General features: G+C 55.5%; 11 protein-coding genes. 8 read left to right on the top strand and 3 right to left on the bottom strand.

The window, feature by feature from the left end:
* The first annotated feature begins 233 nt into the window (after positions 1-233).
* Together yccS and ACB035_RS14950 are read left to right on the top strand one after the other, a co-directional pair.
* A complete protein-coding gene (gene yccS, locus ACB035_RS14955) occupies positions 234-2,387 on the top strand; it encodes a YccS family putative transporter (protein ID WP_371167575.1) in 2,154 nt (717 codons plus the stop codon).
* Positions 2,388-2,411: 24 nt separating this feature from the next.
* A complete protein-coding gene (locus ACB035_RS14950) occupies positions 2,412-2,762 on the top strand; it encodes a TusE/DsrC/DsvC family sulfur relay protein (RefSeq protein WP_019446869.1) in 351 nt (116 codons plus the stop codon).
* A 98-nt stretch (positions 2,763-2,860) separates the two neighbouring features.
* Here ACB035_RS14950 and ACB035_RS14945 read toward each other — a convergent pair whose 3' ends face one another.
* Together ACB035_RS14945 and ACB035_RS14940 are read right to left on the bottom strand one after the other, a co-directional pair.
* On the bottom strand, positions 2,861-3,775 hold the full coding sequence (locus ACB035_RS14945) for a Gfo/Idh/MocA family protein (protein ID WP_371167574.1): 915 nt from the start codon (positions 3,773-3,775) through the stop codon (positions 2,861-2,863).
* Positions 3,776-3,903: 128 nt separating this feature from the next.
* Positions 3,904-4,785 carry a LysR family transcriptional regulator gene (locus ACB035_RS14940; RefSeq protein WP_371167573.1) on the bottom strand — a complete coding sequence of 294 codons (882 nt, stop codon included), beginning with the start codon at positions 4,783-4,785 and terminating at the stop codon, positions 3,904-3,906.
* Between the two features lie 105 nt (positions 4,786-4,890).
* On the opposite strand from ACB035_RS14940, the gene ACB035_RS14935 reads away from it, so the two are divergent.
* The 6 genes from ACB035_RS14935 (at position 4,891) to ACB035_RS14910 (ending at position 11,120) form a co-directional block, all read left to right on the top strand.
* A complete protein-coding gene (locus ACB035_RS14935; protein ID WP_371167572.1) occupies positions 4,891-5,499 on the top strand; it encodes a short chain dehydrogenase in 609 nt (202 codons plus the stop codon).
* A 355-nt stretch (positions 5,500-5,854) separates the two neighbouring features.
* A complete protein-coding gene (locus tag ACB035_RS14930) occupies positions 5,855-6,499 on the top strand; it encodes a hypothetical protein (protein ID WP_371167571.1) in 645 nt (214 codons plus the stop codon).
* 290 nt (positions 6,500-6,789) lie between these two features.
* Positions 6,790-8,289, top strand: a complete 1,500-nt coding sequence (locus tag ACB035_RS14925; RefSeq protein ID WP_368173843.1) for a histidine-type phosphatase — start codon at positions 6,790-6,792, stop codon at positions 8,287-8,289.
* Between the two features lie 347 nt (positions 8,290-8,636).
* Complete coding sequence (locus tag ACB035_RS14920) at positions 8,637-9,332, top strand: hypothetical protein (protein ID WP_371167570.1); 696 nt, start codon at positions 8,637-8,639, stop codon at positions 9,330-9,332.
* A 205-nt stretch (positions 9,333-9,537) separates the two neighbouring features.
* Complete coding sequence (locus ACB035_RS14915; protein ID WP_371167569.1) at positions 9,538-10,224, top strand: AAA family ATPase; 687 nt, start codon at positions 9,538-9,540, stop codon at positions 10,222-10,224.
* Positions 10,221-11,120 carry an HNH endonuclease gene (locus ACB035_RS14910; protein WP_368173845.1) on the top strand — a complete coding sequence of 300 codons (900 nt, stop codon included), beginning with the start codon at positions 10,221-10,223 and terminating at the stop codon, positions 11,118-11,120. The genes ACB035_RS14915 and ACB035_RS14910 overlap by 4 nt, the downstream gene beginning before the upstream one ends.
* Positions 11,121-11,235: 115 nt before the next feature.
* Here ACB035_RS14910 and ACB035_RS14905 read toward each other — a convergent pair whose 3' ends face one another.
* The gene (locus ACB035_RS14905; protein ID WP_371167568.1) at positions 11,236-13,599 is read right to left on the bottom strand and encodes a YgiQ family radical SAM protein; all 2,364 of its coding nucleotides are present in this window, start codon (positions 13,597-13,599) and stop codon (positions 11,236-11,238) included.
* Between the last annotated feature and the right edge of the window lie 162 nt (positions 13,600-13,761).

Raw genomic sequence — 13,761 nt, 5'->3', positions numbered from 1 at the left:
GGCGGGGTTTTTATTGGCGTCGATTTTTGTCAGGATAAGTTGTAAATCAAGGATATGAAGCGAAGTGGCCCTGATTTGGATCAGGGCCACTTCGCGCTTGGCGGGTTACTATCTCGCTCTCGTTTCGATCAAGGGTTTCACCTGTCTCATGCCGATGGATCTCTCTGGCCTGCTGCGCCGACTGCTGATTGATAGTCACATCGATTTTGCTTCGCTCAAGGGTGGTGCCTAGCATGCCCATGGAATTCTCCGGTTTGTTACGCCGACTGCTGACCGATAGTCACATCTACTTCGCACTCAAGGTGCTGCTGGCCATTCTCGGTCTGCTCGCCTTCACCCTGGCCACCGGCAATATCCAGCTCACCGTGCTGCTCTCCCTAGGGGTCGTGGCGGGCGCCATCGCCGAAACCGACGACAGCCTGTGGGGACGGCTCAAAAACCTCGCCATGACGCTCATCTGCTTCATGTTCGCGTCCCTCTGTGTGCAGTATCTCTACCCCACTCCCTGGCTGTTTGCCATCGGGCTCGCCAGCTCCACCTTTATCTTTGTGATGGTGGGGGCGCTCGGTGCCCGCTATGCCACCATCAGCTTCGGCTCGCTGCTGATCGCCATCTACACCATGCTGGGTGCCGCCAAGGCGCCGGATCTCTTCTACCAGCCGCTGGCCCTCGGCGCTGGCGCCCTCTGGTACGGGCTGGTCTCGTTTATCTGGCTCTGGCTGCTGCCCTACAAGACCCTGCACGAGCAGCTGGCCCAGAGCTACTTCGCCCTTGGTCGCTACCTGCTGGAAAAATCCCGCTTCTTCCCGGCGGACGAGCACGGCGCCCAGGCCATTCGCCACAATCTGGCCCAGCTCAACATCAATCTGGTGAGCGCGTTGACCCTCACCAAATCGGCCCTCAACGCCCGCCTGAGCCGGCGCCATCCGGCAAGCCCCGAGCTGGCCAGCCTGCTGCGCCTCTATCTGCTGGCGCTGGAAATTCACGAGCGCGCCACCTCCAGCCACTATCCCTACAGCCGGCTGGAAGCGGAGCTCAAGCAGGGCATCGTACTGGAAGGGTTTCAGGAGGTATTCCTGCAACTCTCCGAGGCGTGCCAGCGGCTCGGTTACGCCATTCTGGTGCACAAGCCCTACGCCCATAACAAGCGCATTCACTGGACGCTGGAGGCCCTTGGCGATCAGCTGGAGTTCACCAATCTCAAGCAGCACTACCCGAAAACCCTGCTGACGCCGATGAAGTTCCTGCGCCGCAATCTGGCCAGCATCAACCAGCTGCTCGGCAGCGCCGAAGTGCTGCAAAACCCCGAGCAGCCGGAGCAGGAGCTGCCCGCGCTGGCCAAGCCGCCCCGCCTGCCGCTGCTGACCCAGCTCAAGCAGCACCTCACCTTGCACTCAATGGTGTTTCGCCATGCGCTGCGCCTATCCTTGGGGCTGGTGATCGGCTACGGCATACTGCAAGCCTTTGATCTGGAAAAGGGCTACTGGATTTTGCTGACCGTGCTGTTTGTCTGCCAGCCCAGCTACAGCGCCACCCGCCGCCGACTGGTGCAGCGGATGCTCGGCACCTTCGCCGGTATTCTGGTGGGCATTCCGGTGCTCTGGCTGTTCCCCGAGCTGCACATTCAGCTGGTGGTGATGGGGCTGGCCGCCTTCCTCTTCTTTACCCAGGTGCGCAACAACTACAGCGCCGCGGTCTGCTTTATCACCCTCTACGTGCTGATGGCGTTCAACCTGCTCGATGGCATCGGCTTTGCGATCCTCGGGCCGCGGCTGCTCGATACCCTGCTCGGCTGCCTCATCTCTTACGGGCTGGTAGCCTGGCTCTGGCCGGACTGGCAGTACAAGCGGCTGCCGACCCTTATCGCCAACTCGCTCTCGGCCAACGCCCGCTACCTCTCGGCGGTGCTGGCAAGCCTCAAGCAGCAGCGGGACGAGTCCATCGACTATCGGGTGGCGCGCAAGAGCGCCCATCTGGCGGACAGCGAGCTGGCCACCGCCTGGCAGAGCATGCTGGTGGAGCCGCAAAAGCGCCGCCGCTTCCTCGATCTCTGCTTTACCCTCACCTGGCGCAACCACGCCCTGCTCTCCTACATCTCGGCGCTGGGAGCCCATCGCGACAAGCTGGAGGCCATCAGCGGGCTGGATGAGGTGCGCCACCACATCTGCCACACCCTGGAGCAGGCCGCCGGTCATCTGGCGGGCAACCCCTCCAGCTCCATCGGTGGTCAATGCCCCATTCTTTGCACGGACAGCAGCGAGGAGCAGCTGATGCTGACCCAGCAGCTCAACCTGATCAGCGAGCTGGCGGATCAGCTGCTGCATCTGGCCAACGAGAGTCGGTTGCTCACCGGGGATCAAGGCGCTACCATGCCCGCCCAATCCTGATAGCCCCATTAGCGAGGAGCCCCCATGTCTGCGTCCGAAAAACATCAGCTGGAATTCAACGGCCAACTCATCGAGACCGATGCCAAGGGCTACCTGCTCAACAGCAACGACTGGAGCGAGGAGCTGGCGCTGGTGCTGGCTGCGCAGGAGGGGATCACGCTTGAGGAGCCGCACTGGGAAGTGGTGCGCTTTGTGCGCGCCTTCTATCTGGAGTTCAACACCTCCCCTGCCATCCGTGCGCTGGTCAAGGCGATGGAGAAGCAGTACGGCCCCGAGAAGGGCAACAGCCGCTACCTCTACAAGCTGTTCCCGGAAGGGCCCGCCAAGCAGGCGACCAAGATTGGCGGCCTGCCCAAGCCGGTGAAGTGCATCTGATCCCATAACAACGGGGGCCGCAACTGCGGCCCCCCGTTGTTTTTGGTGCACTATCTTCGCGCACCTCGTATTCATATCTCTGAGACTTCCAGCCAGCCTTACTCCCGCTTGTCAGCCAGCGCCACCAACTGCTCCGCCAGCCGGTGGCCGTGCAGGTAGGAGGCGATCAGCTCGCTATCCGCCTTGCCCAATTCAATCTGCTGATACCAGTGCGCCAGCATGGCAGCAAAGCCGCGCTGGGCCAGCACCGGCTGCCAGTCGTTGGGGCTAAGCATCTGCGCCTGTTTGTCGCGGGCGATGCTGCCGCGAGTGCAGTTCTCAAGGTGCAGGGAAAGATTGTCGCCGTAGGCATCGATGCGCTCCTCGGTGATCCCGGCACTGCGGTTCATGCTGCCGCTGATGGCGCGATCGCCGCTCTGCCAGCTGACGCTAACCCCGGCCAACAGGCGGTGGTCCTTCGTATCCGGTCGCAATACCGCATGAAAGTCGCCGTCCGGCACGCCGCCATAGAAGCAGAGGCTGTCGAGCACATGGATAAAGTCGTCGAACATAAAATCCCGCGCCTTGCCCGGCAGGGCGAAGCGGTGTTTCTGCCAATTCAGCTCGGTGAGCGGCTGGGCGCGCGCCTCGGCCATGGCGGGCAGATAGCGGCGGTTAAAGCCGGTAAAGAGGGCGCAATCTTGCGCGATGGCGAGGTTGGCCAGCGCCTCTGCCTCGGCCAGATTGTCGCAAAGGGGCTTGTCGACAAAGGTGGGGATACCTGCACGCAGGCACTGCTCGGCCAGCTCGCGGTGAACGGCGGTGGCGGCGTGGATCATCACGGCGTCGGGGCGGCTGGCCAGCATGGCCGCCACATCGGTAAAGCACTCGGCGACCCGATACTGGCGGGCGAGCTTCTCCAGCACCGATGGATTGCGGGTACAGAGCAGCGGGGTAACCCGCTCATCGCTCGCCAGCAGCGGCAGATAGGCTTTTTGGGCGATATCCCCCAGACCAATCATGGCAATGCGCATCTCAACTCCTTTTCACTCGATAACGGGACAAGCGGATAACTGCCCGCACCATCGCAGGATTTGTCCCGCAGATCCAGCCTGCCGTTTGCACGCTGGCTGGCGTGTGCAGCTCTCGGCAAACGGCGGCGTTATCCGGGCATGGCAAGATCGCTGACCGACTTGATCACCTCGGCCAGCCACTCGATGGCGAGATTGCCCTGACTTTTGCGGTGTCTGCCGACCACCACCTCGAACGGCTGCGGCGCCCCGGCCAGCTCCACGGTGCGAAAATCCCCGAGGGCGGCGATGGCCGACGGGATGCAGGCCGCCACGTCATTGACCGACATAAAGGCTTGCAGCGAGGTGTAACAGGGGAGCGTCGCCACCGCCGCGCTGGCAACCTGCTGCGGGCTCATCTGCCCTTCGAAATTGCCGACGCTATTGGCAAACTGCACAAAGGGGATGGCCGCCAGATCTTGCGGGGCGTTGTCCGGAAGATATCGGGAGTCGCGGCGCAGCACGCAGCAGTAGTGATCCGGACGCAGGGTGGCGCGCAGCAACCCCGGGTCGAGATAAGCATCAAAGCCAATCACCAGATCGACCTCGCCACTGGCCAGCGCGTCCAGATGCAGCTCGGCCTGAAAGTCCACCACATCGAGCCGGATGGAGGGCGCCTGACTGCGCAGGGCGCTCGCCAGCCTTGGGATAATGGCGAGCTGGGCATATTCGTTCGCCATCACCCTGAAGGTGCGCTGGCTGCTGGCGGGATCGAAGGGGGCGGCCACAAAGACCCCGTCGATATCGGCCAGGATCTGCTCGAACTTGTCGGCCAGCTCGCAGGCGTAGTCGGTCGGCTGCAATCCGGCGCTCTGGCGGATAAACAGCTCGGCAGGAAAGAGATCGCGCAGCTTTTTCAGATGGCTGCTCACTCCCTGCTGGGAGATCTCCAGCAGCTCGGCCACCCGCGACACACTCTTGTATCTGACCAGCAGCACCAGCACCCGCATCTGCCTGATATCGATCTTCTCCACCCTCACCTCACCAATTTAAGTTGTATCACATACAAATCACCCATGATTTACATTGTATCAGTGGCTCTCTAACCTTGCAGCTCTTCCAGCAAAGCGAGGTTAACGATGAAAACTGTCATTCTGATTGGTGCTCAGGGGAAAATGGGGCAAGCCGCCCTCAGTGGTCTGGGCAAGCACAAGGTCATTACCGCCAGCCGCTCCGGCGAGGGATGTGATTTTCAGGTGGATATCACCAGCAGAGAGTCCATCGAGCGGCTCTACCAAAACGTGGGATCCTTCGATGCGGTGGTCAATACCGCCGGCTATTGCGAATACGCCCCCTTTGGCGAGATGAGCGACGAGCAGTGGCAAACCACCATCCAGAGCAAGCTGATGGGGCAGATCAATCTGGTCAATATCGGCCTCAACTACATCAATCAGGGGGGCTCCATCACCCTGATCTCCGGCATCCTCAATATCAAGCCGATCCCGCTGGCCATTGCCGATGCCACCACCAGCGGCGCCATCGATACCTTTGTCCAGTGCGTGGCCCACGAGCTGCCCCGCGGCATCCGCATCAATGTGGTCAACCCGACCGTACTGGAAGAGGCCTGGGACGTATATGGCGAGATGATGCCGGGCTTCCAGCCGGTACCCGGCGCCCTGGTCGGCAAGGCGTTTGAGCGCTCCGTCGATGGCTTTATTAGCGGCCAGGTGCTCTATGTCGATGCCTGATCCTGTTCAGGCCTGAACCCAATGCCTTTGTAATTCCTTGTCGATGTTTTTCCTCTTCCCCGAAAGCTCTGCTCTCGGGGCTTTTTGCATAGAGGAACCGGAGTAGCGACAGAATATGATTTCATTTCGACGGCGGTACACAGATTTATGTCATCCGAGTCACTGTCAGAGTGGCCTCGTTTGGCTTACTATGGCGCTCTTGTTCCTGTTGCCGAGCAAAGGGACTATTTCAGGCTATTCGCCGGAATGAATTACCGCTGACCAACGCCCTGTTTGGCCGCAGCTTATTGGCGCGGCCACTATTGCCTGTGCGCTATCGGCACTTATAAAACGCGTTATTTATGGATGTATAACGATGAAATCATCAATTGCACTCAAAGCCTTGTCGCCCTATATATTCGCAATATTGTCAGTTGGGCTGATATCCAGCGGATATCATGCGCTGCCGATCTATTGCGGCCTGGCCATTGTCGTCTATCCGGTGCTGGTTGCCATGCTGGCGGACGAGTGGGAAAAGCAGGGATTGGTCTATCGCGAATCAACCCAGGTCGAGGTTGATATCAATGTGCGCGGGATCCTTATCAAAGAGCAGAGACGGCATCTGGAGAATCTCTATTTTGTCTCGCCGGACGTGATGCAGACCAAACTCACCAGCCTCGCCCGCCTCAAACTGCTGCTCTGCGGCGCCATGTTTGCCGTGTCGCTCTATGAATTCGCGCAGCAGGCCGAGGCACAATTTGCCCTGCACGCCGTCAATCAGATCGATATCAATCTGCTGGATATCTGCGACCTGATGATCGGCCTTGGTGGGGTACTGTTTCTCGGCCACTGCGCGAGAAAAAGCCTCTCCCTCTACGGGACCTGTCGCCATAAAAACTATCTGGTGCAGAGTCATAACGAACCCGGCGTCCAGCTCTATAGCGCAGCCATTTCTACCAAGGCGGCAAACCTGCAAGTGACCCATACCCGCATGTTCGATGCCTTATTGGCGTGGTATTGAGCAACCCTTAATTGGCAACCTTTAATTGCCCCCCCCCTTTGGATCAAGATGGCGGGGCAGGAGGTAAGACAATAAGCCCCCATCCCAACAGTGCTCACTGACCACTCTGCCGTGACCGGCGCAGTGGTTGGTTGAGCCTCTATTGCCCTCCCTATAACCATCCTCTCTCCCCTCCCCTTGCTTACTGCTTTATCAGAAGTCATCAGCCTGTCATCTGGCTGACATCCCGCGGTCATTTTCAAGTCATAGAGTTTTTCACTTATTTTTCATATGGATAGATAAGGAACATCATGACTTTCCCGCGCTCTTCTTATGTGGCTTTGGCCGTCTCGCTGGTCTTGCTTGGCGGCTGCCAGTCAGAGAACGAATCGTCTGCCGACAGCCAGGACAAAACCGCCTACCAATACAGCACCAAAGCGGTCTACAGCCCGCAGCAGCAGGCGGAGAGCTACGAGCCAGCGCCTCAGGGGTTCAGCCCGGTCTTTACCGAGATGGTGGCGCGCCACGGCTCGCGCTCCCTCTCCAGCCCGAAATATGACGTGCTGACCAAGCTGGTATGGGAAGAGGCGCAGCGTCAGGGGGCGCTCACCCCCCTCGGGCAGGGGCTGGGAGGCAAGGTCGATCTGGTGACGGCCGCCAACCAGAAACTGGGCTATGGCCTGCTCTCGGCGCTGGGCAAGGAGGAGCACGCCAATCTCGCCACCCGACTGGCGGCGCGGCTGCCGACCCTGCTCAACAGCAGCGAGCCCCACTGCATCAAGGTGGTCACCTCGGGCAAGGACAGGGCCAACGAAAGCGCCTTCTACTTTATGGAGAGCCTCAGGCGCGACGTGAACTATGTCAGCGACTCGGCGCAGTGCTACCTCACGCAGGATGACCCCTCGAAGATCGACAAAAAGCTGGTCAACAAGTTCGAGCTCTACTTCCACAAGACCACGCCCGAGGGGGATTACGCCCGCTACCTGCCCGCCTATGAGAGCTACCAGCGCTTTATCGGCGACGAAGATGCCGGAATCGCTCCGGCCCCCGAACTGGCAAGGGCGCTGGATCAGCTTAAAAACCTGAGCAAAACCAAAGAGATGGCCCGCAGCATGCTGGAGCGTATCTACAGCAAGGGCTTTGTCGACTATCTGGCGGGCGGCGTCGAGTTTGTCGCCGTCAACCCGGAGGATGGCGGCATGACCTATGTGCGCGACGAAGTGGATGCCGCCCTGATGCTCTACAACCTCTTTATCATCGGCCCCGGCATGATCCGCGAAGCGCAGGCACAGGGCAGCGAACCCTGGGCGCTGGAGCAGTTCCTCACCCCGGAAGAGTCTGCCTGGTTCTCCTACCTCTCCGATGCGGAAGATTTCTACGAGAAGGGGCCGAGCTTTGCCAACCAGAATGCCCCCTACGCCATTGCCCAGCCGCTGCTCGACGGCCTGTTTGGCGAGGTGCAGCGTCAGGTGGTGGAGGGCGAGCAGAGCCGACGGGCTACCCTGCGCTTTGCCCATGCCGAAGCCATTATCCCCCTCGCCGCCCTGATGAAGCTGGAAGGGAGCCGTCAGGGGGCCAGCCCGGATCAGCTGTTCAGCCAGCAGAACAACGAGTGGCGCGGCGGCTGGGTCTCCCCCTATACCGCCAATATTCAGTGGGATATCTACCAGAACGGGCAGCGACAGGTGCTGGTCAAGATGCTCTACAACGAAAAGGAGATCGCCTTTAAAACGGGCTGCCAGCCCTACCGTAGCGGCAGCCACTACTACGACTTCGGGGAGCTCAAGCGCTGCTACGGCTATAACGGCTAACCCTTCGCACGCCGGATATGGCAATCACAAGGGGCGACCAGCAGGTCGCCCCAATTCACTCCCCTTCCCTGCTTGCCAAAGCGGGATATGGCGATAAAGCCGCCGTCCGGTTCCATTTGCTGATCAAGCGCAAAAAATGATTAATTTCTGATGGTTATGTCACTTAAAGGCTCGCCTCGGCAGTTTCGTTTGGCTTACCATAGCCATCCAGAACCTGTTGAGCTGCGATGGGTTACAGCCAGCACGGGTCAAGGGAGCATATTGGAAGCTGTAATCCATGGGCGGTAGCATTGCTCATTGCTCACAAAGGTGGGTGTCCCAGATTTCTCCGTATTCTATGGTGAATTATGAGTTTAAATTTCATTGTTATTGATCGTGGTCAGCACAAACCAACACCTGTTTTTAATACCGCCTATCTTCGGATTGATTATTGGAATGATTTTTCCTTTGTCACTATGTTTTATCTAACTGTGTTTGATCAAACAGGGGCCGAGCATGACATTGGGAATATTAAAATTGCATTCAAAGGTCAGACAGAACAAATTAGCACACACTCCACACTAGAAAGTAATTTTTCTAGCCTCACAGATGAATATTTTTCGCTTGGAGTTGATCTGGATTTTTATGAGAATTTAGGTCGATTAGATGCGACTATTAAAGATAATATTTTGAGCTCTTTACAGGATATTGTATTTCTACCAGGAAGATTACCTGAACTTGAAAATGAGCGAGTATTAAACATATCTTTATTACGTGGTGTGTCCCTTTCAGATATTCACGGTCAATTTGCCAGAGTTTTGAAAGGATTAGTAGCATTATCGGACTTTCACTTTAACTTTATTCGTAGTGGCGTTAATGGGCTATGTGATTTGCGAATAACTTTCACAGTTAAAGTTGACGCTATTCCGAGCACAAATATTCACGCATTAATTGGCCGTAATGGCTGTGGTAAAACAACCATATTAAATGGCATGATTGAGGCTATAACTGACCCCACTAATAACTCTCTTTACTTTACTGAAAAAAAAAGGTCTAATTACTGAACCCAAAATACCAAATGGATATTTTAGATCTCTTGTTTCTGTCTCCTTTAGTGCTTTTGACCCTTTTACACCACCAAAAGAACAACCAGACCCAGCTAAAGGAACCAGATATTTTTATATAGGTTTAAAAAATAAAGAAAACAATCAACAGTTAAACACACTTGATGATCTTCGTTTAGAGTTTGTTACGGCATTGATAGGCTGCTTGAGCGCTGAAAAGAAAAAAGACCTTTGGATCAACTCTATTAACAAACTAAGTAGCGACCAAAATTTTTCCAATATGGGGTTGAGTGTTCTATGTGATAAGTATTTAGAACTTAAACAAATGCATGTCAATCTCCAAGTCGATAGTAATAACTTTAGGGATTTGTTTTATAAGAATATATATCGCTATTTGTCCAGAATGAGTTCTGGTCATGCAATTGTATTATTTACTATAACTAGACTCATTGACACTGTCGGTGAAAAATCTCTGGTGTTACTTGATGAACCAGAAGGGCACCTACACCCCCCACTACTATCAGCATTTTTAAGAACCTTAAGCGACCTTTTATATACAACAAATGGAGTCGCGATAATAGCTACACACTCACCAGTTGTCTTGCAAGAAGTACCCAAGTCTAATGTTTGGAAGGTTATACGCTCTAGAGAAGCTATAAGTGTTGAACGCCCAGATATTGAAACGTTTGGCGAGAACTTAGGGGTTTTAACACGTGAAGTTTTCTCCCTAGAAATAATTAATTCTGGATACCATTTTTTATTAGCAAAATCTGTCGACACAGGAATGTCATACGAGGATATCCTAACTAAGTATAATAACCAGATTGGCTTGGAAGGAAGAACTGTTTTAAAAGCAATGGTATTGAATAGGGAGGCTAATAAAAATAAATGAAAAAAATAGTCCCTCATGAAATTTCGTTTCAAGATATGCTGCTTAAGTGTGCCGAAGGCATGGAGCAAGTCAATGTACAGTCAGATTTTAAAAACCAGCTCCCTATTCTTATAGCTCTAGAAAATATCTACCGAGAACTGGGGGGGAATGGAGTACTTTTTAAATATCCTAAAATAGAGCCGCTAACTGATACTACTCTCGTTGTTGGGAATTTGACAAAGTCAAAATTAATTAATCTTTATGAAAACAACTTAAGAAATAAAAATAAGCCTGCTAGAATATACTATGATGAGCTACTTGTCTCATCTGGTGAAAGATGTCCATTTTGTGGTGATATTGGATATACTAGAAATCTAGATCACTTCCTACCAAAGGCTCATTTTCCTGAATTTTCAGTTATGCCTCTCAATTTAGTCCCTTCATGCCGCGATTGTAACATGGGGGAAAAAGGACAAAAATATGCTCAAAAGGAAGAAGAACAAACGATTCATCCATATTTAGACAAAGATATTTTCTTTAAAGAACAATGGGTTTTTGCTAATTATATTGATGAGAATGAAGGTGCGCTAAATTACTATGTAGAATGCCCTATATATTGGCGGCAGGAGGACAAGTATAGAGCAATCAATCATTTTAAAAATTTGGGACTTACTAATAGATATCAATTGGAAGCGGGTAAACATCTTAGTGAATTAATTGATCAGAAAAAATCATTTAAAAAAATGATACTGAAAATAAACCCCCAAATAGATCCAATATACATGAAAAATGCTTTTATTGAGGCCAATCTTCAACCATTGATAAATTCTAGTCAATTTCCAAACCATTGGAAAAAAGTTATGTATCAATGCATAGCCAAGTCAAATGAATTCTTTAAAGACTATCAACTACGGTAAGTTAATATTAAAAATTCATTATATAAATAACATCAAAAATTATTTACATATTTTAAAAAGGCGACCATCCGGTCGCCTTTTTATTTTCTATCGCTTTCCAATCAGGAAATAAATATTACCGAGCCGGTCGCTTGGCACCATTTCCTTTGGCCGCAGGCTTGCCGCCTTGAGCTGCGGGTTTAGCACCTGGCTTGGCAGATCCTGCGCGGGTCGGGGTTTTACCCTTATGGGCGGGTTTGCCAGTCGGTTTGCTTTTACCCGCATTCTGGCCCGCACTCTTGCCTTCGCCCTGTGTGGCCGGTTTGCCATTAGCCGCGCCTTTGTGCAGCTGGGAACCCACTGGCTTGCCGCCCGTCGGCTTGTTGCCTGCGCCATTGCCGCGCTGGTGATTGATGTTGCTATGACGGGTCAGGGCCGGTTTCAACCCCTTGCCAGTGGCGGCGCGCTCGTTGCGCCCTTCCGGCGGCACCAGACACCCCGGGCCATTGCCAATCAGGTGGCCCTTGCCCATGGCGAGCAGGGCTTCGCGGATCATCGGCCAGCCTGCGGGGTCGTGGTAGCGCAGCAGCGCCTTGTGCAGGCGGCGACGGCGCTCGCCCTTGGCGACAAACACATCGCCACCGGCGCGGCTCACCTTGTTTAACGGGTTTTTCTCCGTGTAATACATGGTGGTGGCGTTGGCGAGCGGCGACGGATAGAAGTTCTGTACCTGATCGAGCTTGAAGCGGTTCTCTTTGACCCAGAGCGCCAGATTGACCATGTCTTCATCGGTGGTGCCCGGGTGGGCGGAGATGAAGTAGGGGATCAGGTACTGCTGCTTGCCCGCCTCTTTGGAGTATTTGTCGAACAGCTCCTTGAACTGGTAGTAGCTGCCCATGCCCGGCTTCATCATCTTGGAGAGCGGCCCCTCCTCGGTGTGTTCCGGCGCGATCTTGAGGTAGCCGCCGACGTGGTACTTGGCCAGCTCCTTGATATAGCGGGGATCTTCCACCGCGATGTCGTAACGCACGCCGGAGGCGATGAGGATCTTCTTGATCCCCTTGAGGTCGCGCGCCTTGCGATAGAGGTTGATGGTCGGGCTGTGGTCGGTGTCCATGTGCGGGCAGATGGTGGGCCAGACACAGGAGGCACGACGGCAGGTCTGCTCGGCCTTGGGGCTCTTGCAGCGCAGCTTGTACATGTTGGCGGTAGGGCCGCCCAGATCCGAGATGACGCCGGTAAAGCCCGGCACCTTGTCGCGGATATCTTCGATTTCTTTCAAGATCGACTCTTCCGAGCGGCTCTGTATGATGCGCCCTTCGTGCTCGGTGATGGAGCAGAAGGAGCAGCCACCAAAGCAGCCGCGCATGATGTTGACCGAGGTCTTGATCATCTCGAAGGCGGGGATCTTCTCGTTGCCATAGGCCGGGTGCGGCACCCGCTGGTAGGGCAGGCCGAATACGCCGTCCATCTCCTCGGTTTCCAGCGGGAAGGCGGGCGGGTTGACCCAGACGATGCGATCGCCGTGAGCCTGCGACAGGGCGCGGGCACAGCCGGGGTTGGTCTCGTGGTGCAGAATGCGCGAGGCGTGGGCGTAGAGCACCTTGTCCTCTTTCACCCGCTCGAACGCCGGCAGCTTCACATAGGTTTTTTCCCACGGCTTGGGTTTGGGCGGCTGCACCAGCACGGGCTGGGCTTCCTGCGCGGCAGGTGCCGCTTCGCTGGCGTCGTCAGAGCATGGGGCCCCTTCCATATAGGGGTTCATGATGGGATCAATGCGGCCAATCTGGTCGAGCTTGCTCGAATCCACCCCTTTCCAGCCCGGCAGCGGCTCCTTGCGGATGACGGCGGTGCCGCGAATATCCTGCATGGTGTCGATGCTCTCCCCCGCCGCGATGCGGTGGGCCACTTCGACCAGCGGCCGCTCGGCGTTGCCGTAAATCAGGATATCGGCCTTGGCATCGAGCAGGATGGAGCGGCGGATGGTCTCGGACCAGTAGTCGTAGTGGGCGATGCGGCGTAAGGAAGCTTCGATGCCGCCGATGACCACCGGCACCTCTTTGAACGCCTCCTTGCAGCGCTGGGTATAGACCAGGGTCGCGCGATCCGGCCGCTTGCCACCCACATCCCCCGGGGTGTAGGCGTCGTCGTGGCGCAGCTTTTTATCGGAGGTGTAGCGGTTGATCATGGAGTCCATGTTGCCCGCGGTCACCCCGAAGAAGAGGTTCGGTTTGCCCAGACGCATGAAGTCATCCTTCGATGACCAGTCCGGCTGGGCGATGATGCCGACCCGAAAGCCCTGCGCCTCCAGCATGCGGCCGATGACCGCCATGCCGAAGCTCGGGTGATCCACGTAGGCATCCCCCGTCACCAGAATGACGTCGCAGCTGTCCCAACCCAGCTTGTCCATCTCTTTGCGGGACATGGGCAGGAAGGGCGCCGTGCCGTAGCACTCGGCCCAATAGCGGGGATAGGAGAAAAGGTTGGGTACCGGCTGCATTTTGAACACCTGGAAAAATTCGGGTCGCGCATTATACCGGTTGCGGCCAAGGGGAGCGATGGCTTTTTGTCCCTATAGATCCCGCGGAATAGGCCACCGCCCGCAATAGCAAGGGCGCCCGCAGGCGCCCTTGTGATGATAGAGGCTGATAACCGGCCCCCG

It is taken from the genome of Aeromonas sp. S12(2024), from assembly GCF_041402305.1.
Classification (GTDB): domain Bacteria; phylum Pseudomonadota; class Gammaproteobacteria; order Enterobacterales; family Aeromonadaceae; genus Aeromonas; species Aeromonas veronii.
This window is presented reverse-complemented; position numbering and strand designations above follow the sequence as displayed.